General features: G+C 40.8%; 33 protein-coding genes, 1 tRNA gene, 1 pseudogene and 1 riboswitch. Of the genes and pseudogenes, 6 read left to right on the forward strand and 29 right to left on the reverse strand.

Annotation, left to right across the window (positions count from 1 at the left end):
* Nucleotides 1-49: 49 nt before the first annotated feature.
* The 5 genes from AC58U0_RS06110 to AC58U0_RS06130 all read right to left on the reverse strand — a co-directional run bounded on the left by AC58U0_RS06110 (nt 50) and on the right by AC58U0_RS06130 (nt 3,199).
* A complete protein-coding gene (locus AC58U0_RS06110; protein ID WP_497378103.1) occupies nt 50-928 on the reverse strand; it encodes a DNA cytosine methyltransferase in 879 nt (292 codons plus the stop codon).
* Nucleotides 929-1,209: 281 nt separating this feature from the next.
* A complete protein-coding gene (locus AC58U0_RS06115) occupies nt 1,210-1,395 on the reverse strand; it encodes a zinc-finger domain-containing protein (protein ID WP_497378104.1) in 186 nt (61 codons plus the stop codon).
* A 106-nt stretch (nt 1,396-1,501) separates the two neighbouring features.
* A complete protein-coding gene (locus tag AC58U0_RS06120) occupies nt 1,502-2,248 on the reverse strand; it encodes a DnaA ATPase domain-containing protein (protein WP_497378105.1) in 747 nt (248 codons plus the stop codon).
* Nucleotides 2,169-3,035, reverse strand: coding sequence for a DUF4373 domain-containing protein (locus AC58U0_RS06125; protein ID WP_497378106.1), 867 nt, complete (start codon nt 3,033-3,035; stop codon nt 2,169-2,171). The genes AC58U0_RS06120 and AC58U0_RS06125 overlap by 80 nt, the downstream gene beginning before the upstream one ends.
* A gap of 2 nt (nt 3,036-3,037) precedes the next feature.
* Nucleotides 3,038-3,199 (reverse strand): toxin-antitoxin system HicB family antitoxin, encoded by a 162-nt coding sequence (locus AC58U0_RS06130; protein ID WP_497378107.1) that lies wholly within the window; start codon nt 3,197-3,199, stop codon nt 3,038-3,040.
* Nucleotides 3,200-3,333: 134 nt separating this feature from the next.
* Between AC58U0_RS06130 and AC58U0_RS06135 the strand changes: the two genes are divergently transcribed.
* Nucleotides 3,334-3,546, forward strand: a complete 213-nt coding sequence (locus AC58U0_RS06135) for a helix-turn-helix domain-containing protein (protein WP_497378108.1) — start codon at nt 3,334-3,336, stop codon at nt 3,544-3,546.
* A gap of 15 nt (nt 3,547-3,561) precedes the next feature.
* Here the strand turns inward: AC58U0_RS06135 and AC58U0_RS06140 are convergent, their stop codons facing one another.
* The 18 genes from AC58U0_RS06140 to AC58U0_RS06225 all read right to left on the reverse strand — a co-directional run bounded on the left by AC58U0_RS06140 (nt 3,562) and on the right by AC58U0_RS06225 (nt 9,650).
* Nucleotides 3,562-3,897, reverse strand: coding sequence for a YopX family protein (locus tag AC58U0_RS06140; protein WP_497378109.1), 336 nt, complete (start codon nt 3,895-3,897; stop codon nt 3,562-3,564).
* On the reverse strand, nt 3,894-4,046 hold the full coding sequence (locus AC58U0_RS06145) for a hypothetical protein (RefSeq protein ID WP_497378110.1): 153 nt from the start codon (nt 4,044-4,046) through the stop codon (nt 3,894-3,896). The genes AC58U0_RS06140 and AC58U0_RS06145 overlap by 4 nt, the downstream gene beginning before the upstream one ends.
* Complete coding sequence (locus tag AC58U0_RS06150; protein WP_497378111.1) at nt 4,003-4,224, reverse strand: hypothetical protein; 222 nt, start codon at nt 4,222-4,224, stop codon at nt 4,003-4,005. Before AC58U0_RS06150 ends, AC58U0_RS06145 begins: the two co-directional genes overlap by 44 nt.
* Nucleotides 4,225-4,250: 26 nt before the next feature.
* Nucleotides 4,251-4,469, reverse strand: a complete 219-nt coding sequence (locus AC58U0_RS06155; protein WP_497378112.1) for a hypothetical protein — start codon at nt 4,467-4,469, stop codon at nt 4,251-4,253.
* Between the two features lie 81 nt (nt 4,470-4,550).
* On the reverse strand, nt 4,551-4,775 hold the full coding sequence (locus tag AC58U0_RS06160) for a hypothetical protein (RefSeq protein ID WP_497378113.1): 225 nt from the start codon (nt 4,773-4,775) through the stop codon (nt 4,551-4,553).
* Between the two features lie 78 nt (nt 4,776-4,853).
* Complete coding sequence (locus AC58U0_RS06165; protein ID WP_497378114.1) at nt 4,854-5,207, reverse strand: hypothetical protein; 354 nt, start codon at nt 5,205-5,207, stop codon at nt 4,854-4,856.
* 108 nt (nt 5,208-5,315) lie between these two features.
* Nucleotides 5,316-5,705, reverse strand: coding sequence for a single-stranded DNA-binding protein (locus AC58U0_RS06170; protein ID WP_497378115.1), 390 nt, complete (start codon nt 5,703-5,705; stop codon nt 5,316-5,318).
* 2 nt (nt 5,706-5,707) lie between these two features.
* On the reverse strand, nt 5,708-6,289 hold the full coding sequence (locus AC58U0_RS06175) for a Sak single strand annealing protein (protein WP_497378116.1): 582 nt from the start codon (nt 6,287-6,289) through the stop codon (nt 5,708-5,710).
* 271 nt (nt 6,290-6,560) lie between these two features.
* A complete protein-coding gene (locus AC58U0_RS06180) occupies nt 6,561-6,728 on the reverse strand; it encodes a hypothetical protein (RefSeq protein ID WP_497378117.1) in 168 nt (55 codons plus the stop codon).
* Nucleotides 6,721-6,849 (reverse strand): hypothetical protein, encoded by a 129-nt coding sequence (locus AC58U0_RS06185; protein WP_497378118.1) that lies wholly within the window; start codon nt 6,847-6,849, stop codon nt 6,721-6,723. The genes AC58U0_RS06180 and AC58U0_RS06185 overlap by 8 nt, the downstream gene beginning before the upstream one ends.
* A gap of 161 nt (nt 6,850-7,010) precedes the next feature.
* On the reverse strand, nt 7,011-7,169 hold the full coding sequence (locus tag AC58U0_RS06190; protein ID WP_497378119.1) for a hypothetical protein: 159 nt from the start codon (nt 7,167-7,169) through the stop codon (nt 7,011-7,013).
* Complete coding sequence (locus tag AC58U0_RS06195) at nt 7,166-7,423, reverse strand: hypothetical protein (RefSeq protein WP_497378120.1); 258 nt, start codon at nt 7,421-7,423, stop codon at nt 7,166-7,168. The genes AC58U0_RS06190 and AC58U0_RS06195 overlap by 4 nt, the downstream gene beginning before the upstream one ends.
* The gene (locus tag AC58U0_RS06200) at nt 7,420-7,629 is read right to left on the reverse strand and encodes a hypothetical protein (protein WP_497378121.1); all 210 of its coding nucleotides are present in this window, start codon (nt 7,627-7,629) and stop codon (nt 7,420-7,422) included. Before AC58U0_RS06200 ends, AC58U0_RS06195 begins: the two co-directional genes overlap by 4 nt.
* Nucleotides 7,626-7,979, reverse strand: coding sequence for a hypothetical protein (locus AC58U0_RS06205; protein WP_497378122.1), 354 nt, complete (start codon nt 7,977-7,979; stop codon nt 7,626-7,628). Before AC58U0_RS06205 ends, AC58U0_RS06200 begins: the two co-directional genes overlap by 4 nt.
* 138 nt (nt 7,980-8,117) lie before the next feature.
* Nucleotides 8,118-8,435: a hypothetical protein gene (locus tag AC58U0_RS06210; protein WP_497378123.1), complete on the reverse strand. Its 318-nt coding sequence runs from the start codon at nt 8,433-8,435 to the stop codon at nt 8,118-8,120.
* An 83-nt stretch (nt 8,436-8,518) separates the two neighbouring features.
* Complete coding sequence (locus AC58U0_RS06215) at nt 8,519-8,641, reverse strand: hypothetical protein (protein WP_497378124.1); 123 nt, start codon at nt 8,639-8,641, stop codon at nt 8,519-8,521.
* Nucleotides 8,642-8,654: 13 nt separating this feature from the next.
* Complete coding sequence (locus AC58U0_RS06220; protein ID WP_497378125.1) at nt 8,655-9,410, reverse strand: Rha family transcriptional regulator; 756 nt, start codon at nt 9,408-9,410, stop codon at nt 8,655-8,657.
* 12 nt (nt 9,411-9,422) lie between these two features.
* The gene (locus AC58U0_RS06225) at nt 9,423-9,650 is read right to left on the reverse strand and encodes a helix-turn-helix transcriptional regulator (RefSeq protein WP_497378126.1); all 228 of its coding nucleotides are present in this window, start codon (nt 9,648-9,650) and stop codon (nt 9,423-9,425) included.
* Nucleotides 9,651-9,791: 141 nt separating this feature from the next.
* On the opposite strand from AC58U0_RS06225, the gene AC58U0_RS06230 reads away from it, so the two are divergent.
* Entirely contained in the window at nt 9,792-10,148 is a 357-nt protein-coding gene (locus tag AC58U0_RS06230) for a helix-turn-helix domain-containing protein (RefSeq protein ID WP_497378127.1), read from the forward strand.
* Between the two features lie 263 nt (nt 10,149-10,411).
* Complete coding sequence (locus AC58U0_RS06235; protein WP_497378128.1) at nt 10,412-10,636, forward strand: helix-turn-helix transcriptional regulator; 225 nt, start codon at nt 10,412-10,414, stop codon at nt 10,634-10,636.
* Nucleotides 10,637-10,733: 97 nt separating this feature from the next.
* A riboswitch (cyclic di-GMP riboswitch) is annotated at nt 10,734-10,815 on the reverse strand.
* A 536-nt stretch (nt 10,816-11,351) separates the two neighbouring features.
* On the opposite strand, the gene AC58U0_RS06240 is transcribed toward AC58U0_RS06235, so the two are convergent.
* The gene (locus AC58U0_RS06240) at nt 11,352-11,480 is read right to left on the reverse strand and encodes a hypothetical protein (RefSeq protein ID WP_497378129.1); all 129 of its coding nucleotides are present in this window, start codon (nt 11,478-11,480) and stop codon (nt 11,352-11,354) included.
* A complete protein-coding gene (locus AC58U0_RS06245) occupies nt 11,477-11,974 on the reverse strand; it encodes an accessory gene regulator B family protein (protein WP_497378130.1) in 498 nt (165 codons plus the stop codon). The genes AC58U0_RS06240 and AC58U0_RS06245 overlap by 4 nt, the downstream gene beginning before the upstream one ends.
* A gap of 790 nt (nt 11,975-12,764) precedes the next feature.
* Here AC58U0_RS06245 and AC58U0_RS06250 point away from each other — a divergent pair.
* Nucleotides 12,765-13,514, forward strand: coding sequence for a stalk domain-containing protein (locus tag AC58U0_RS06250; RefSeq protein WP_497378131.1), 750 nt, complete (start codon nt 12,765-12,767; stop codon nt 13,512-13,514).
* Between the two features lie 93 nt (nt 13,515-13,607).
* On the opposite strand, the gene AC58U0_RS06255 is transcribed toward AC58U0_RS06250, so the two are convergent.
* Nucleotides 13,608-14,276, reverse strand: a complete 669-nt coding sequence (locus AC58U0_RS06255) for an HNH endonuclease signature motif containing protein (protein ID WP_497378132.1) — start codon at nt 14,274-14,276, stop codon at nt 13,608-13,610.
* Nucleotides 14,277-14,420: 144 nt separating this feature from the next.
* Here AC58U0_RS06255 and AC58U0_RS06260 point away from each other — a divergent pair.
* Nucleotides 14,421-15,164: pseudogene (locus AC58U0_RS06260) on the forward strand (recombinase family protein); the annotation flags it as partial.
* 24 nt (nt 15,165-15,188) lie between these two features.
* Nucleotides 15,189-15,815 carry a recombinase zinc beta ribbon domain-containing protein gene (locus AC58U0_RS06265; RefSeq protein WP_497378262.1) on the forward strand — a complete coding sequence of 209 codons (627 nt, stop codon included), beginning with the start codon at nt 15,189-15,191 and terminating at the stop codon, nt 15,813-15,815.
* 27 nt (nt 15,816-15,842) lie between these two features.
* Here the strand turns inward: AC58U0_RS06265 and AC58U0_RS06270 are convergent.
* The 3 genes from AC58U0_RS06270 to spoIVA form a co-directional block, all read right to left on the reverse strand.
* Nucleotides 15,843-15,916 (reverse strand) — tRNA-Pro (locus AC58U0_RS06270).
* A gap of 201 nt (nt 15,917-16,117) precedes the next feature.
* Nucleotides 16,118-16,390 (reverse strand): HU family DNA-binding protein, encoded by a 273-nt coding sequence (locus AC58U0_RS06275; RefSeq protein ID WP_029193008.1) that lies wholly within the window; start codon nt 16,388-16,390, stop codon nt 16,118-16,120.
* Between the two features lie 247 nt (nt 16,391-16,637).
* The gene (gene spoIVA / locus AC58U0_RS06280) at nt 16,638-18,116 is read right to left on the reverse strand and encodes a stage IV sporulation protein A (protein WP_056614411.1); all 1,479 of its coding nucleotides are present in this window, start codon (nt 18,114-18,116) and stop codon (nt 16,638-16,640) included.
* Nucleotides 18,117-18,182: the final 66 nt, after the last annotated feature.

Below are 18,182 nucleotides of genomic sequence, written 5' to 3' on the forward strand. Positions count from 1 at the left end.
CGCCTACGGCTAGGATTATGCTGTCGGACGGAGGCGCTACGCGCAAAACCTAACTGATCAACCTTTTACCAATCTCGTAAGCAACTACCGATGTAACTGCATTTCCTGCCAGTTTATATAGTTGCGAATCGCTTATACCTGATTCCTTGAGTTTGTAGTACCACTCATCCGGAAAACTCTGCAGCCTGAATGCTTCTAACGGCGTTATCTTCCTCACTCTTCCGTTTATAGAAATCTTGGGCTCTTGCCCTCCGCCTTGCATCGTTGAAAGAGTTGGCGCTAAGCCGTTAATTCCATAAACTCTGGAATTTTGATCGTGATTCCCTTCGATTCTGCCTGCGACTTGGATAGTGTTTGCGTTTTCTCCGCCGAAAGGAAATATTTCTCGTCTACTTGATCCTCTAAGACTTGCGACAATGAATATGCGTTCTCGGTTTTGAGGAACGTAGGCCGAGCTGTTAAGCACTTGCCATTCTGCATCGTACCCCAACTCATCCAACGCGCCGAGGATGACCTCGAAAGTTGCTCCATTGTCGTGGTTGAGTAGTCCTTCGACGTTTTCAAGAAGTAAATGCTCTGGTTGGAGAATAAATGCCCACCTAATGATTTCAAAGAATAAAGTTCCTCTAGTCCTGTCTTTAAATCCTTCGCGATTGCCAGCGATTGAGAAACTTTGACAAGGAAATCCGGCAACGAGTAAACGTATTGATCCTCGCTTTCTCCTAAGCTTTCGAAGAGATCGATTTGAAACATATCTGACATTGTATCTATTCCACATCCTTCTATTGGGGTCATGTAGTATTTCATAGGATTTATGAGCAAATTTATCTAATTCGGCATATCCGACACATTTCCAACCGGCTTCCGTTAGTCCGTAACCCATTCCACCGAGTCCGGCGAACATTTCCACATAGTTCTTATCATCCATTTCGTTCTCCTATGCTTGTTTTTGTAGTTTCCTGTATTTCCGTCTCCACTCTCTTTGCTTAGCCATCGTTCTGTAGTCTCTTGGGTCTTGTTCGTGCATCAGCTGCATTACTCGTATTGCGGCGTAACGGTCTTCAAGGGGTATGTCTGGATCAATTGCGATGTTAAAAAGATTGTTCATCGTTCATCTCTCCTTTTTATGGACTCCAAAAACCTGTGTCGGCCTCCGCCTACGGCTAAGTAATTCGGTCGGACTCGATGGCACTTCGTACAAAACCTGTGTTAAAGCATCTTTCCGAGCATCTGTAGTTCTGTACCCACATGGCATTGCTTATTGCAGAATGTATCTAACATGCTGAATTTACCTCTGTCAGCCTTGCTTTGGTAAAAACTTATTCGTCTCGGGCAGGATCCGCACTTACCGTCAATGATGGTGTTGATTCGTTGCAACACACGTTGTTTGGTCATTCGGTAAACTCCTTTCGCCGTTCTTGCATCATTTGGTCATATTCCCACTGCATTTCCTCGGCCATGGCTTGGCAGCATGCTTCTGCGTCGAATTCCCATTCATCCATCAAGCGCCATCCTTAAGCCGATAGTTGAGTTCTCGTCCGCCTTTGAGAATGACTCGGTAGTCCTTGCACATTTCGTTGATACGGCTTCCTAGTGCTTCGTCCATATCACACATTTGGTCAATGTCGCGCTCACTGGAGATCAGTACAGGCTTATGCTCCATGTAGCGGTAATTGATCACAGCGAACATTTGCTCAATTTGGAACGGTGTCGGCTTTTCTCTGCCTTTCCACATATCGTCGATAAACAGCACGTCCACCTTTTGCATGCGATTAATCCGTTCTTCTGTCATGCTCAGATCGTCTTTGATCTCGTTGAATCCTTCCACCCATGGAAAGTACAGCACCCTCTTACCTTCCGAGATGAGCTCATTGGCTATTGCACAGAGAATGTGTGTCTTTCCGCATCCTGGTCGACCGAGTAGCGCGATGCTGTTCTGCCGCTCACCTTTGATTTGTTCAAAGTCGACGAGGTATTGTCTCGCACAGTGATAAGCGTCTCTCACTACTGGAGAAACATCAGCTAATCCAAAGTTATCAAACGTTTTCTTCTGAAACTCCCATGTGATCTTGCTTGATTTAAACGCTCGATCAATCTTTTTCTTATCCACGCAATCACACTGCTTGTACACTTCAAAGCCATCGTCAAGCTTCACGACATAACCCTCTTCATCCCGACACTTGATGCAGTTGTACGACATTTGCGGAATCGGACTTTGCTTTTGAAGGGAGCCATCCGATTGCACCACCTGTAATTGACTTATTTTCTGTCTGAGCGCTTCCAGATTGAAGCTGTCCTTCATGCTTTTTAGCGTCATACTCTCCTACCTCCGGTCTAGGAATAACCTGTTCTTTTTTTGTGATACCGTCTTTGACCATGCCTTGTAAGGTTCTAATTGAGTATTTGATACTTTCCTTTTTCTGACCCTTCTTAATCGCTGCTTCGATTACTTCGATATCTACAATTCCGATGTAGGAGTAAATGACATCTAAGTCGTAAAGGTTGTATTCCTTTATTTCACATTCGTTAATAAGTTTTAAAAGATGATCTTTATGAGGATTAGAATCGGGTGAGGGCATATCCCTCTCTTTTATTTCATTTACTTTTATTTCATTTTCTTTCTTTTCCTTTATAGCATCGCTTTTTGATGCATTCGCATTACGGTCGCTTTTTTTCCATCTAGTTTCAGCAGATTTTTTAGCTTTTTGAGACTTCTCATGGACCTTGTCCATTCTTCTCATCAAAGATTCACTCCAAAAATGAGTTTCATCAGAGGTGAATAAGTTAAATTCAGTCAAACAATCATGCACAAATTCTGCAATCGTATTGCGTTCGCATTGAAATTCCGATGCGTACGCATTAAAAGCGTATTTACTTTTCATTTCCAACTTATATCCATCTGCTTCTCGCATCATTTCGATAAACATAAAGTACCAAGCATATCCGAGACTCCCATAAACACCGCGCATTGCTGTAATTTTAGGATCTCTTCTGGCGTTAGAATCGTGGGAAAAGTAGAATATATCCTTGGCCACTTTTACACCGCCGTTCGTTCTGGCGTAAATACCTTCTGTGCTGCTTTGTCCTCAATGGCTTTCATGATGAAGTCCTGCATGGACTGACCTTTTTCAGCGCAGTAGATTTTCAAAGCCTTATGCATGTCCGGTTCCAATCTTAGTAAAAACGGCTTTTCCTTCATGTGAAGTCCTCCTTATCTGATATCATGATTTAATTATATCACGTTACCGTTAAATTAGTAACGTTAACGTTAAAAATATATTCATTTGATTTACTTTTCACTCGTTACGGTTATGATAAATTTAGGTGATGAAAATGATTAAGAATAAATTACATTTGCTTATGGCTGATAAAAAGATCCGGAGCATTAACAAATTAGCTAAGGAAATTGGCGTTAGTGCTCCAGCTCTGTACCGCATTTATGATGGGACCAATGTAAGGATCGACTATTCAACGCTTGATGCTCTGTGCAAGTATTTCGAATGTCCACTGTCTGACTTACTAGAATACGTAGAGGGGGAGAAGTAACTCTCCCTATTCCTACTATGAGTTTATAAGTTCTGGATTCTCGTATATGTTGCCGATGACTTCCAAATTCCTTGTTTCCGTTAGATTGAATCCAATGTGACCCGGACCTGAGCTCCAAGAAACTACCCTTCTTCCTCTAGATCCGTTAGGTCTACCATCTTTCTTATATTGCAATGATCTAACAATGTCGCCTTCGTAGATGTCCTTTCCATTTGCATCAGAACATCCAGTGAACTGCAAAGATACAGTGTGCTTGCTATTGAAAAGTTGGAGTGAATTGTTTCGCAGATCATCCCATTGGTACATAACATCTTTTGCCATGTTATATGCTCTAAACTTAATCTCTCTCATAGCTCCGCACCCACCCATTTCAGTATCTTCTTGCCACGCTCCCAAACGGCTGTAGCCAATGCGATCCTAAAGTAGCGAACATAGTCCCAAGGTGTCATTCGGAGCTTATGTACGGGCAGCTGACGGGCTAGACGCTTCACTTCGTTCATGTGCAACCTCCTCTACATCGAGACTGCCAGCGCGAATGTGCATATCTAGCTTGTTAAGCAGCTGTACCTTACCCTTCCACATTCCGATCTCCTCAGGCGTATCTTCTTCTTCTGGTGCATCTCCGTATATGTACCTTTGATCCTCAACCCACTGGAGTAACTTTTGTTTGTCTATCATTTCTCTTCATCCTTCCCTTGTTCGGCCTATAAACTAAAGTTTTTCATCCATTCCTCATGACTGATTTCTTTCCAGTTAAATCCGTGATCTTCGGTTCCACCAACTGAAATGAAATTTCCCATGCTGCTAGATTCCGCGATCATCGTTTTCCCGTACAATGTCGTTTCTGCCTCACAAATCACTGCTAGTTTTTCTCCCGTTGTATGCTCATAGAACTTTCCTACTTCAAATGTCACTCTTGTCATCGTTCTTATCTCCTTTGATTTTGAAGTTGGAGGGCATCGAGTCCGACCGAACTACCCAGTGAAACGGCAGCCGTAGAGGGTTTATTTGTTCCCTTGTATTTGTTGGAGGGCTTCCTCTGCGATTCTTTGAGAAACTGTCCGAACTACGTCCATCCTCTTATTTTCAGTCTCACTTATTGATTTAAGTGCCTCTATAAGCTGCTTATTTTGCTGTTCTAACTCATCTATCGCGAATTTCAGTAACTTCACTTCACATCGGTAACAATGGTAATTGTTGTGTTCGCATAGCTTTAGTTCTTCCGTCATAGGTATTCACTCCTAAAATAAAAATCTCATACGGCCTCCGCTACGCTAGGTAATGCGGTCGTTTCGGAGGCCTTCGGCCTATGAGTTAATTCCCTTCACTTTGATCTCAAGTATCTCGAGAGTATCCTCGATAACACTTTTGCCAACATGCAGGCGACGTTCTTTGTGATACTCGTAAAAGTCTCTTAACTTTTCTTCCGGTGATTTATCAGATATGTAACCAACGGCGATGGCTTGCACATAAAGTTCGAGTGTATCCTCGTTCAAGTTTGTATTAGGGTATATATAATCGCAGAGAGTTTGGTATGAAGGATCAGATGTTGCATGTGCTACTAGGCTAGGATAATTGAGCAACTTCTTGTTGCTGATTCCTCTTGTTCTCAATGATTCAATTGCTTCTGCTACTCGTTTAGGTAAGATTACTTTTTGCATATTAGCCAGCTCCTCGTTTTTTATTTGCTTACACTAAGCTAATGTACGGAGCTTTAGGTTTCGCACAGTGATCTTTTTATATTTAATTCCATCCGTTCATGTGTCACCTTAGAAAGGCAAATCGTCTGGATCATATTGGACCGGCTTGCTGCCTTCGAATACAGGTTCAGCACTTGGTTGTTTCTCTGCATCTTTGGCGTAATCGAGAAACCGTACATTATCAGCAACAACTTCCGTTACGAAAATTTTCTTGCCTTCGTTGTTATCGTAGTTGCGCGTTTGAATTCTTCCGGTTACTGAGACTAATCTGCCTTTTTTCAAGTTGTTTGCGCATATTTCAGCCAGTTGCCTCCAAGCTACGATTGATGGGAAATCAGCTTCCTTTTCCTTGACTGGACGATCCACCGCGATTGTGAATCCACATGTTGCAGTTCCGTTTGCTGTATATCTAAGTTCCGGGTCGCGTGTTAAGCGACCCACTAGGTTTACACTGTTCATGGTTAGTTAGCCTCCTTGAGTTCTTGCGCTTTCTTGAGCAAAGCTTCCGTAAGAATGCTCTCCATATCTTTGAAGTTCCGGCGCTTATCTTGCTGAGATTTAACCCAGTCCTCGAAACCTTCCATACTTCCTTTAAAAGTTTGATACTTAGCTTTCAGAGTCCCAGGAGGTATGTCAGTTTTTTGCTCCTTCTGAGGCTCCTCCGCGCCCTCTGGAAGGTCTTCTCCTGCATAGATGTATAATCCAAGCCCATGTAGCGCAATCGCCTTTACAAGGCAACGTTGGATGCTTGTGTTAATCTGGAATGATGATGGCTGAGCAATTGGTTTATTGTTGTTGTCGAGTACCGGATGAATTTGCGAGAGCGTGATCCCTTGAACCGTCACAGCCACTTCAACGAATATTCCAAACTTCGTTTCCATGAATGGCATTCCGTTGAATCTGATTACTTCCCATGTAGCTGTTGGATCAGCTTTCCGTAACACATCAACCGCCCATGCCCATGATAAGTAACTGAATTTACCTTTCTTCTCGACATGCTCATTTACATTGATCTCAGCTAATTTCTCGAAGTAGTTCTCCATTAAGCTTGTCCTCCTCTAAATCGCGTTTTGTTATCTCGATCTGCGCTAATTTGTAACATTCCTTGTCTATGGGTGCGTATATCGCGTTTAGAAGCCATTCTGACGCTTCTTCTTCACTTGAGAAGGTGATTGCTTTGTCGAGGTCCGTTGTTAGGTTATTCGCCCCTCTGTTGATGTAAGAGCCACTGTATGATTTATGGGCGAGTGCAATTTTAATCTTTGTTTGCATATAATCACCTTCACTGGATATAATAAGAATCAACTAGACTTACTAATTTACCTGAATGGCCACTGTTGACGCAGTGGTCAATCTTTGTTTAAGCGCCTCTAAATCCCTCAAAATAGCTGTCCATGTTACTCTTTCCTCGCTGCCTAGCGGTGACTCCATTGCGCGTAATTGGTACCATCTCAGCTTTGCAAACACGTCTGCTTCACTCATCGTTATCACCTCCTCGATCAGATTCAGTGATATCGTCGTAACTCTTACGCCGCTTACGTGGCAGCTCATGCTCATGCCAGTATTGTTCCTCTTCCTGGTCCTCAAACATCGCATTCACCACAGCCAACTACTCCGCAAACTTCACACGCTTCTACTTCATCACACTCTTTGCCGCAGCACTCGCAAACGTCCACCTTAAAACTCTGGTACCATGTGCTACCACCTAACGGATACTCTCTGAATGAACCGGCTACAACTGTTCTGTGACAACACTCGCTAACACTAGGCAACTTCCTCAGCCTCCTTACGGCGTTCGATTTCTCTTTCGATCCAAGCCAGTTCAATTTTCGAGCCATCGAAGCACATGATATTCAGCTTTTGTTCCTCAAGACGTTCGTCTGACCAACCTTTAAAGTGATTTTTCAGCATGTGATCGTTCATGCGCTCTCTTCCTCCTCATCGTCCCAAAAGTAGATACCAATTCCGAAACTAGATACGGTTGCCGTTCCCATAACTTTTCCTTCGGAATCAACCAACCATCTATGAGAACCTTCACAAACCACTCTTTCTCCTCTATTCCACTGTCCGCAAGCATCTTTCCAAGCTTGAATTTCCTTTTCTGAACAAGATTCGAAATCTGGTGTAAACTCTCTTGGATCTCCACCTGGAAAGAATCCGTATCCCATCTGTTTCACGCTACCGACTCCTCTACTGCAGTATGTAACTCAGCATTCAACTTCAACTGCTCATGGATCGCGACCACTTCGACTTGGTACTCTGGTAAGTCCAGATCCACGGCCCATGCACATGTGATTTCCTCGTCACCCTCGATCTCTTCCGCTAACCGGTTGATCCAGAAGGACTGAGTGCGAAGGTAATCCACCATTTGTTGTTTGGTCATGCGTTTACCCCCTCAATTTTGATATTTAGTGCATCGAGAATTAAATCGAATGCAGCCCTGTAATGAGTATCGATTAGACCGTTGTCATATTTCTTGTATAATCCCCTCACCTTATCTTCTGGTGTCTCTTCTACCTCGTAGCCGTTGACTAAAGCAGATAAGATGAGCTTGAATTCACTTCTAGTGTTACTACCAAATATTCTTAGTGTGGAACCATACTTGGATAATGTGTTTTTGTCATCGACATTCAATACTGCAGACAACACCATCCATTCGAAACCTTCATATGTGCCTTTAAATTCATCCAAGGCATCCACCACTTTTCTAGGCAACTTCACTTTGTCCGACACGTTTCACTACCTCCTCTATTCTCATCACCAATATAGGCTGTGTTTCCTCTTCTAAAGCTTCGTCACAATGAAATGTACATACAGGCTTTAAGTCGTCGTATATGCGGTGTGTAGCCTTTCTAGAGCAGCAGTAGCAGTTCATACCCCAACCCCCATATCCCGTTTTTCTTGTAATCGTTCATTCTCCATTGCCAATTTGTAGTACGAATGTGCCATTTCGCTGATTTGTTGCTTAAGCATTTCGTTTTCTTGCTTCAACTGGAGGATATCAACCATAATTCCTGAGGATGTGATACCAATGTGGTTTAGCATCCGCAGCTCTAGATTTAATCTCACTATTTCTTCTGTCGATTGCGGTCTTTCAAGTGCATCGGTGACGAATCTTCTGACAGCAACCAACTCTTCGTCGGTGAATGGCGTATCTTGTACTGATTTAGCCCATATTTGTAGGTTCATGTGCGCTCCTTTGTGTAAACTTTAGTAAACACTCTTGTTTACTTGTGGTAGAATACGTTTTGTACCTATGTGTTAGGAAAGTGTTAGGCTCCTTGTTTTGGCGTTTGTGCTGCTTTCTCTTCTTCTTTAGCTTTTTTTACCTCAGAAGCGATCAAGGAAAGGTACGACCAGTTTTGTTTTACTTTCTCAGTTAGGTTGATTGTCATATGATTAGCTCCTTTAGTGTGCAATCGTTAGATTTTTGAATTTCTTAACGAAGTAGATTTGGCCTTTTCCGGTGATCTTTGTTGTTCGAGTGATATGCACCTCTCCATTCGATCCACCGCGCGTCCCTGATTTAATCTCCATGATTTTCAGGTCCATCGAACGTTGTGTAGGCATGTTGTACTGGTCACCCTTACTCATCAGGTAACCTTCTTCTCGAAGAAGTTTGAATAATCTATTACCACCTATGTCGATACCGTTTTGCTTAAGTAGTTTGGCGAGTTCTCCTATCAAAATGGAGTCACGCGACACTTGGACTGACTCAGCGTATAAAACTAGCGGGCGATCCGTTTCAATCTTTGCTGCCAGTTGTTTGCGTTCATTATCAAGTGCTTCGGAAATCCTTAGTTGAGCTGCATATCCTTCGAGTGCTTCAGCGAATGTTTGTGGTAGTCGAAATTGAGGTTTGTTTAGTTCATCTCGCATCCGGTTGAATTCATCGATGTATGTTTCCTTGAATACCGCTGCCTCTTTCCCGGTGTATCCCATTGCTAAGAAGGAAAAGCCGTCTTGTGTAATTAAATATTTTGGTTTTTCTCGATTCATGGAATCCCTATAAGTGGTAAGCACGAAATTGTGCTCATTAAATGCTTGGCTACAATCTAATTCACGGATATCTTGCATAACTCGTCGATGTTCTTTCCCAAACGTTTCTGCAACAGTCATGCTGTCAGTTAATGGTCGATTGTTTTCAATGAACACAAGTTTCATTGGATCATCTCCTTATGCGGTTTTCTTTTTCTTTTGTAAAACATGTTTTACATTTTGGGATAAAAAAATATCTGTTACATCTTTTTTGAAGAACTTAGCAATTGCAATTCCTACTTCTAGAGACGGTGACTTTCCTTTTACAACATTATTAATCGTTTGTCTCGATACACCAATCTCTTTTGCTAGTTCAGCCTTGCTTAAGCCGTTACTGTGTAGGAGAAATTCAACTGTGTTTCTCATTCTATCACCCTCTCGTTTTGTGCAATTTGTTTTACAAGTTAAATATAAAACATGTTTTACAAGAAGTCAACATGTTTTACAAAAATAATTGATTATTTGTTTTACAATATGTATAGCATGTTTAACAGAAAGGGGTTAGCGATGGATCTTATTGGAGTTTTTTTGAAGAAGCTTCGGGGGAAAATGCCTCTAAGAGAAGCTGCAGAAAGAAGTGGTTTAAGTCATTCTTATATAAGGTATTTAGAGATGGGTAAAAGACCAGGAACAAATACGCCAATAAACCCTACACCAGAAAGCCTTAGGGGTTTAGCGAAAGCATACAATTATAGCTATGCAGAGTTAATGAAGTTAGCTGGATACAATGATGGAATAGAGGAAGATAATGATAATCCTGAATTAGATACTTTTAGAAGTAATATGTTAGATGATTTCAGTAGACTATCAAAAGAAGATCAAGAGTACATAATGGGCCTTATAAAAAGACTTCCTAAAGAATAATGATTTTATGTTTCTTCCTCAATTAATTTATTTTCAATTAATTCTAATATTTCTTTTTTGATGTACACTAGCTGATCATATTTTGCCTCTGCAAGAAAAACCATAAATTCATTAATCATTAAGTGACATCTCCGCATCTGTGTAGTTTGTAATATGTTTAGAAGTGCAAAACATTTGTTCGTATTTGTATTGTAATACAGAACAAGCGTTTGGTACAGGCCATTTATTATCAATTAAAATTGAAACAAAAAGAGAGGCTGGCTATGGCTTTCCGTGCAGGGAAATGCCTATTGCGCCTACGCATTAAGCAAGCAGGAATTAATCAAGCAGAGCTTGCAAAGCGTGTAAACCTCTCACCTCAAATGATCTCACATTACATTTTTAACCGCAAGATTATGTCATTGGAAACTGCCAAATCAATATCCGCGGTTTTAAACTGTGATATAGAGGACCTTTACGAGTGGGAGTTTAGCAATAGGTTAGAGTAGTTTCTACTCTCCCCAGAGCGGAATACACCTATAGGTGTATAATTCTTTTGAAACAATAGACATACCTCTAAAAAACGGTGCACAAAATAAACCCACATTCGGTAACCCGGCTACCATAGCTTTCGCTTTAGGTCGAGGCTTTGCGTCGCCGCTTTTCAACGGTTTTGCCATTGTCGTATTTGGACTTCATTTGTCTTTTCGTGAGATAACTATAACACGTATTGTTAGAAAAGGTTGTTGTTTAGTACCCTAGCAATAAAGTCGTACTTCATATATTTACAAATTATTCACGAGGAGTTATACTATGCGATTTTCCAGAAAATTGAAAACCCGCTCAGAATGCTTATCTGATACGGGTTTCATGATTTGACCGGAAAATGTTTAATGATGTCCATTTTACCATCGGCTATAGTTGTATGTAATTTATTGTCGAAATAAGCGAGTTTTTTGTCATGGTCAACCGCGGAAATTTTATTTAAGTTGACCACATTTACAACATCTAGTGGGTAAAACCCAAATTGTTCGAATTGAGCTATAACCGTTTCTAGGGAACCGTTTAATCTGTATAGATACTCGCCTTTTAGGGTGATGAATCTTATTTTCGTATGCTTACTTAAATAACTTTTTCTCCATAAGTTAATGTAGCAAACATCATCAGTTGTAATTACAGCATCGGCACCGTCAAGTTTAGTACAGTATAATAGCATAATTCAAATCACTTTTTAACTGCTTTAGGTTTGCCGAACCATTCTTTAAATGGAGTCGCATCATTTTCAGTCACTGTTGGAGCGGTTGGAGCTACAGCAGCGCATTTCTTTGCCAGCAAAGAGGATACATTTTTCATTTATTTTCACCACCTTTCATTAGGAGAAGCGACATCGATTGGACAAAGAATGCTAGTGCCACAATACTGGAGTTAAATAGAAAGTTCGATCCAATGAGTGACAATGCTAAATATCGGTTCTGTTTATGTTTGACAGTTACTAGGACAATGAGGGTTGCACCTAATGTGAGTGTCTGGGTGATCGATGTATTGAGTGGAACATGCGGTATAGCGCTCATGACAGCAATAGAGAACAATGCACAGGCAGTTAACGATGGGAAGTGGTATCCCCCTGTGTATTTCCGTAAGGTAGATACCGCAATCATGGATAATATCGTGTTCAGTAGTTCATGAGACAGAAATCCGATCGCCAGACACGCCACAATCACACCATAATAGTTGATGTAGTACGCAGCTCCATATCGAATATCATCAACATCATCTTCAATCTCTGGGTTCCACGTTTTCAATTTTATAGCCACTTTGTGTGCTACTAATTCTATCGGATCATCCACGAACAGTATCCTTTCTATATGCCATATAGATAAGTATACCAAATAATATAAGATTAAGTGGAATAATGATGAAATTTTTATGGTTCAGTATCAATAAGGCCATAACAAATGAGATTGCCGCTACTGCTATTAATGCATTTATAATCATCATTTCATTCTTAGTTATCTTCTTTTTTACAAATACATCATGTGGAGGTCGTACGATAAAAGAAAAGCCGATTCCGAGCTTATAATACAACCAGGATATTAAGAAACCGAGACAAATTTGAGTAATTTGTGTTCCGTAGGTAATGAATGAGGTCGTCGTCCCGATGTTGCTGAATACGAAATATGCAAATGCACTAATTAAACCGTAACCAAAATACGATAAAGAAATAATTATTGCCCATTTAACCCTGATTTTTATGAGGTATCGGAAAAATATAATATACAAAATGAAGTGTAATATAATATCGAGCAAACCATTTGTGTCAAAGTAATTTCTTACTATAAATGAAACAATTGATACAGTCACTGCAACTATTCCAATCTCACGTATGTACTCAAAATAAGGCAATCTAAATGTCCTAAACATCAACGCAAAAAGCGCGAAAATATCTAGTATCCCGAGTGGTACATAGACAAAAAAACCCATGGTCATGCTCCCTTTGAATTATCTATTATTTAATAATTTAATAGTACATAAAAATATATTACATGTCATTACATATAATTGCGAAAATAGTATACAAGACCTATGTCTCATGGTAAAATTTACTCAATTTGTTCAAATTGTGAAAGAGGTGTCGGCATGAAGAAGAAAATTATTTTACTGGCCTTATCTTTAATGTTAATTGCAACTGGAGTAAGTGCATCGAGTTTGAATGGGGATTACAAGGGGAATCCAATTGTTATTGTAAAATCTAATGGTAAAGCATTAGAAACTGATGAAGTCCCTGCAATGATTTATGATGGACACACGGTTGTACCGATATCACTATTGAGACAAATAGGCGCATCAGTAACTTGGGATCCAAATACTTATAGCGTTGATATTAAAACAAGCAACTCATCAAATTACGATAAAGTCGAAATGAAAATTAAAGTAATGCAAATTGATAATTTTACATTAGCTGAAAATACTGCAGAATATATGCAGGATTTTGTAGGCACTCTGTCTCTTTATTTCACTGGATCTAGCAATAATTACTCAAATAAAATGACTAAGGATAAACTTAATTCTAATTTTTATGATCTTTCTGCAACGGTTGATAAAAACATAAATATATTTACCGAATTTGCGAAAAATGAAAACTCGGTAGATAATACTGCTCTTCTTAGGCAAGTAGATAGTTTAAAAAATGCATATATAAATTTAAGTAATGCAAAAAAAAGTTTGTTGAAGTGGGAATCATACAGATATTCTGATCCAAATACTTCGAACAATGAATTTACCGCATATTTGGACTACGTTACAGATGCAAGATTCCCAATTGGACAAGTAATAACTTCTTCTCACAATGAATATTTAAACATTGTAAATGGACTTCTCCGTCAATAAATATCCTTTTCTGCAAATGTTATTATACAATAAGCCCTAACGGGCTTTTTTTATTTAGGAGGTACATCATGAGAGCAGCAAAAAAGACATTGTTTATACAATGCCCCCAAAATCCATCTTAATTTGATTTTTGTGTCTCTTGTTTCTTCGTATCTCAGCCTCTATTTTTTGATGGTCACTATTAGTCATTACTTTTAAATTCTTGATTCTGTTGTCTGCTTTATTGCCATTTATATGATGCACATGCTCATGGGTTTCTAGATATCTGCCTAGTTGTTGTTCCATTATGTATCTATGTTCGTAAACATAACCAATCGTTGCATTCGGATGATCCGGTTTATAAATTTGTTTGTATCCATCACTATGGTACCTTACGCCCTCATTCCATTTGTGATTATTTGGTCCGGAGTATAGCCCCATGGCCTCTTTTTTTGTTCTTGTTTCAATCCCAAACTTCAAAAGATATTTTTTAATTATTGTATGCGAAACACCGTAATGTTTTGATAATTGAATCGTGCTTTTCTTTTCATCTAAAAACAATTTACTCATTTCCATTTTTAGCGCCTCTTCAGTAACACCTAATTTCACCGTTAAACTTCTTTCGAGGTTAACATCCCTTCTTTTGATACCAAATGATTCCATTCTGTTTCTTATGGTTATTGGTGACTTAACATTTATTATTTCGCATATTTCATCGATTGTCTTTTTCTGGACTAAATAAAGTTCTTCCAATATTTCTTTGGTAATATTTATTCTTTTCATAAAACACTTCCTTTTCAATTTATTTTAATATTATAATTGTACCAAAATATACCCGTGTTTCATACAAAAGGAGTTGGTTAAATGGAGCAATATACACGCCGCTTTAGAGCTGCAATATATGCTCGAGTTTGAGTAAGCACTGATGAACAAGCGAGGCATGGTTTTTCTTTAGAGGCTCAACAAGAATCATGTATGGGATACATAAAAAGTTTTAACCATGACCTATTTAAAATGTACGTTGATGACGGATACTCAGCCAAGAATATGAACCGCCCTGCGCTTCAAGATATGCTGGAGGACATTCGTAATAAGCGGATCGACATAATTATCCTTTGGCGCTTAGACAGGCTTACACGTAAGGCTCTGGATGGTCTACGTATGGTTGATGAGATATTCACCAAGTACGGAGTATCATTTGCCACAATTACCGAGCGGCACGACCTCACAACCGCACAAGGGCGCTGGATGTTCACTGTAAGCCTTGCAAACGCCCAGAATGAGCGAGAGTTAATCGGTGAACGTGTTAGCTTCGGACAGGCTAAGAAAGCCTCTAACGGGCGCAGAGTGTCTTTAGGTGCTGTATATGGTTACGACAAGGTAAATGGGAAGTTGGTTATTAATGAAAACGAGGCTGTCATTGTTAAGCAGATATTCGAATGGTACGTGTACAAAGGCTGGGGATACGGAAAGATTGCCATGCAGCTTAACGAAGATGGAGTGCCGGCTAAAAAAACTCAGTGGGTCCACTCTACAATCAAAGGTATCCTCTATAACGTCACCTACATTGGTAAAAATGCATGGACACCTAAGAACGGAGAAACGATCATTACAGACGGTGAGCATGAATCAATATTAGAAGAACCCATGTTTAACCTCGCTCAGGATCGTTTAAAGCGCCGTGGTGGACTTGAAATGTCACGTAGTAGTTATCACTTCCCTTTCAGCTCTGTCGTCAAATGTGGAGCCTGTGGCGCGTCCTATCATGCGAATAAGACAAAGAAAGCAGAAGATACGAGCGCATATGTAAATTATCGGTGTGCGAATCGCAAGCCTGGGAAGTGTAAGGAACCAGACATAGCGGAAATAAAGCTGCAGAAGTTGTTCTTCGAGTACTTCCGTGAACTTACTGTCGAGGTTGAAGATATCGAACCACCACTAAGCGAAGATCAAGTGAAACTAATGCAAAAAGAAAAGTCGCGGATCGAACGTGAAATTAAAAAGTTTGAAAATCGAAAGAATAACTTGCTCGATGATTTAGGGGATAAGATAATCACGCGTGAAGAGTATCGTGGTAAGGTCGAGGAGATTAATTCGAAATTAACGAAGCTGCAGGAGGAAATGAATCTAATCGAACCGCCTGAGGTTGCAGCCGCTACTCAAACACCAGAAGAGGTAATGAGTATTGTTCAGAATCTTGAGGGTGACTGGAAGTACATGCAAAACGAGCGGCGTAAATTCCTGATACAAATGATCTTTAAACGAATCGTCATCACCAAGGATAATAAAGAGTGGAAAATAAAAGAAGTGGATCTCGCTTAAGTGCGGACCCACTTCTTTTTATATAGATCGGGTGAACAGGATTTGAACCTGCGGCCCCAGGTCCCCCAGACCTGTACTCTACCAAGCTGAGCTATCACCCGTTAATCCCTTTGTTTCATACGTCCCATCAGGCTGCGCCATACCCCGTTTGTAGCTTAGGTTTACTTATTCACTTTTGTAATTATAGTAGGAGATTTTGGAATTGTAAAGGCATTTTCTATTAGCAATAAAGAAAGCCGCGACAGCTATTAGCGGTCACGGCTTTGTTGTTATATAACGTTCAATAGTTATGTAAAACGTGATTATTGAATGCCATCTTTAAGTGCTTTACCAGGTTTGAAAGCTGGAATTTTGCTTGCTGGAATTTCGATTTCATCACCAGTCTGTGGATTACGTCCTTTACGAGCAGAACGTTCACGAACTTCAAAGTTACCGAATCCAACTAGTTGTACTTTATCTCCGCCTTGCAGCGCTTCGGAAATTGCATCAAAAACAGCATCAACTGCTTTAGTTGCATCTTTCTTGGAAAGCTCAGAGGTTTCAGCAACCTTGTTAATCAATTCAGATTTATTCATGCCATTCACCTCCCCCCAAGATTTCTCACTTCCGTTACTTCCTGTTTTCACCGTTTCTTCAGAAAATATACATTATCCAATGAAAAATCGTTGATTTTCTTAGTAAAAATGAACTTCGAAAGCAGACGAATAAATTTATAGTAATACACTCCGACAGCAATTTCAAGTATCGCTTTCCAATTTATGTGGGTATTTTGGCTATTAAACGACAAAAAACACTCTTTTGAGTGTTTTTTTGTCTACATATCTACAAAATTATAGCAATCAAACCGCCAGATCCTTCGTTAATAATTCGGCCAAGCGTCTCTTGCAGTTTATAACGTGCATTGTCCGGCATCTGGGCAAGTTTCCCCTGAATCCCCTCACGAACAATCGAATGAAGCGATCTTCCGAATATATCGGACTCCCATATTTTAAGCGGATTATCTTCGAAATCCTGCATGAGATAGCGGACAAGCTCTTCACTTTGCTTCTCCGTACCGATAATTGGTGAGAACTCCGACTCTACATCCACCCGAATCATATGAATAGACGGCGCTGTTGCCCGTAAACGGACTCCGAACCTAGATCCTTGACGGATTAGCTCCGGCTCATCCAAAGCCATCTCAGCGAGCGTCGGAGGCGCTATGCCGTAGCCTGTCGTTTTCACCATTTCGAGCGCTTCGGCGAATTGATCATATTCTCGTTTCGCATGCGTGAAATCCTGCATCAACTGAAGCAGATGATCTTTGCCGCGAATTTCAACCCCGACAACTTCGACCAGTATGCGGTCGTATAACTCATCAGGCGCAAACAGGTCAATCTCCGCTACACCTTGCCCCATATTAAGTCCAGCCAAAGCGGCTTTATCAATGAACTCATATTCGGCGAATTGGCTGACGACACGATCAACGTCGCGCAAGCGTCTAATATCTTGAACCGTATCTCGTACGGAAGCTTCGAATTGAGTACGCAGCCAATGATTCTCGTCCAGAACCATCACCCAGCTTGGTAAGTTCACGTTCACTTCGTGAACAGGGAACTCGTAGAGCACTTCACGCAGCACAGAGACCATTTCCTCTTCGCCTGCACTTGCTACACTCATTGTCACAACAGGGACGTCGTAGCGGCTTTGCAGCTCGCTGCGCAGTTCAAGCGCAGGCTCACTATTCGGTTTCTGTGAATTAATGATGACAATGAACGGTTTGCCTACTTCTTTCAGCTCATTAATGACTCTTTCCTCTGCCAACACGTACGAAGACCTCGGAATATCAGAAATCGTACCATCGGTAGTTACAACAACTCCGAGTGTCGAATGCTCCTGAATGACCTTGCGTGTTCCAATTTCAGCTGCTTCCTGGAATGGAATCGGTTCATCGAACCAAGGTGTATTGATCATCCGCGGTCCGTTCTCGTCTTCATAGCCTTTGGCGCCATCGACTGCGTAACCTACACAATCAACAAGGCGAACATTCACATTCAGCCCTTCGGCCACCGAAATTTGGACCGCCGTATTCGGTACGAATTTCGGCTCCGTTGTCATAATCGTGCGGCCAGCAGCGCTCTGCGGGAGTTCATCGGTAGCCCGGATCCTATCCGCTTCACTTTGAATGTTAGGAAGCACTACAGATTCCACAAAACGCTTAATAAAGGTTGATTTTCCTGTCCGGACCGCTCCGACAACCCCCAGGTAAATGTCCCCTCCCGTTCGTTCTGCAATGTCCTTAAAGATATCCACTTTCTCCAAGAGAATCCCTCCTACAGTTTGGTCGTCAACTGACTCTTGTGACGGTAACAATTGACTACTCGTACA

The organism is Paenibacillus sp. J31P190, from assembly GCF_059692075.1.

Bases quoted from the DNA above. Each gene is read 5' to 3' on its own strand.
- AC58U0_RS06110 (WP_497378103.1), bottom strand. From the start codon at position 928: ATGGATGATAAGAACTATGTGGAAATGTTCGCCGGACTCGGTGGAATG.
- AC58U0_RS06115 (WP_497378104.1), bottom strand. From the start codon at position 1,395: ATGACCAAACAACGTGTGTTGCAACGAATCAACACCATCATTGACGGT.
- AC58U0_RS06130 (WP_497378107.1), bottom strand. From the start codon at position 3,199: ATGAAGGAAAAGCCGTTTTTACTAAGATTGGAACCGGACATGCATAAG.
- AC58U0_RS06135 (WP_497378108.1), top strand. From the start codon at position 3,334: ATGATTAAGAATAAATTACATTTGCTTATGGCTGATAAAAAGATCCGG.
- AC58U0_RS06140 (WP_497378109.1), bottom strand. From the start codon at position 3,897: ATGAGAGAGATTAAGTTTAGAGCATATAACATGGCAAAAGATGTTATG.
- AC58U0_RS06145 (WP_497378110.1), bottom strand. From the start codon at position 4,046: ATGAACGAAGTGAAGCGTCTAGCCCGTCAGCTGCCCGTACATAAGCTC.
- AC58U0_RS06150 (WP_497378111.1), bottom strand. From the start codon at position 4,224: ATGATAGACAAACAAAAGTTACTCCAGTGGGTTGAGGATCAAAGGTAC.
- AC58U0_RS06155 (WP_497378112.1), bottom strand. From the start codon at position 4,469: ATGACAAGAGTGACATTTGAAGTAGGAAAGTTCTATGAGCATACAACG.
- AC58U0_RS06160 (WP_497378113.1), bottom strand. From the start codon at position 4,775: ATGACGGAAGAACTAAAGCTATGCGAACACAACAATTACCATTGTTAC.
- AC58U0_RS06165 (WP_497378114.1), bottom strand. From the start codon at position 5,207: ATGCAAAAAGTAATCTTACCTAAACGAGTAGCAGAAGCAATTGAATCA.
- AC58U0_RS06170 (WP_497378115.1), bottom strand. From the start codon at position 5,705: ATGAACAGTGTAAACCTAGTGGGTCGCTTAACACGCGACCCGGAACTT.
- AC58U0_RS06175 (WP_497378116.1), bottom strand. From the start codon at position 6,289: ATGGAGAACTACTTCGAGAAATTAGCTGAGATCAATGTAAATGAGCAT.
- AC58U0_RS06180 (WP_497378117.1), bottom strand. From the start codon at position 6,728: ATGAGTGAAGCAGACGTGTTTGCAAAGCTGAGATGGTACCAATTACGC.
- AC58U0_RS06190 (WP_497378119.1), bottom strand. From the start codon at position 7,169: ATGAACGATCACATGCTGAAAAATCACTTTAAAGGTTGGTCAGACGAA.
- AC58U0_RS06200 (WP_497378121.1), bottom strand. From the start codon at position 7,629: ATGACCAAACAACAAATGGTGGATTACCTTCGCACTCAGTCCTTCTGG.
- AC58U0_RS06210 (WP_497378123.1), bottom strand. From the start codon at position 8,435: ATGAACCTACAAATATGGGCTAAATCAGTACAAGATACGCCATTCACC.
- AC58U0_RS06215 (WP_497378124.1), bottom strand. From the start codon at position 8,641: ATGACAATCAACCTAACTGAGAAAGTAAAACAAAACTGGTCGTACCTT.
- AC58U0_RS06220 (WP_497378125.1), bottom strand. From the start codon at position 9,410: ATGAAACTTGTGTTCATTGAAAACAATCGACCATTAACTGACAGCATG.
- AC58U0_RS06225 (WP_497378126.1), bottom strand. From the start codon at position 9,650: ATGAGAAACACAGTTGAATTTCTCCTACACAGTAACGGCTTAAGCAAG.
- AC58U0_RS06230 (WP_497378127.1), top strand. From the start codon at position 9,792: ATGGATCTTATTGGAGTTTTTTTGAAGAAGCTTCGGGGGAAAATGCCT.
- AC58U0_RS06235 (WP_497378128.1), top strand. From the start codon at position 10,412: ATGGCTTTCCGTGCAGGGAAATGCCTATTGCGCCTACGCATTAAGCAA.
- AC58U0_RS06240 (WP_497378129.1), bottom strand. From the start codon at position 11,480: ATGAAAAATGTATCCTCTTTGCTGGCAAAGAAATGCGCTGCTGTAGCT.
- AC58U0_RS06250 (WP_497378131.1), top strand. From the start codon at position 12,765: ATGAAGAAGAAAATTATTTTACTGGCCTTATCTTTAATGTTAATTGCA.
- AC58U0_RS06255 (WP_497378132.1), bottom strand. From the start codon at position 14,276: ATGAAAAGAATAAATATTACCAAAGAAATATTGGAAGAACTTTATTTA.
- AC58U0_RS06265 (WP_497378262.1), top strand. From the start codon at position 15,189: ATGTCACGTAGTAGTTATCACTTCCCTTTCAGCTCTGTCGTCAAATGT.
- AC58U0_RS06275 (WP_029193008.1), bottom strand. From the start codon at position 16,390: ATGAATAAATCTGAATTGATTAACAAGGTTGCTGAAACCTCTGAGCTT.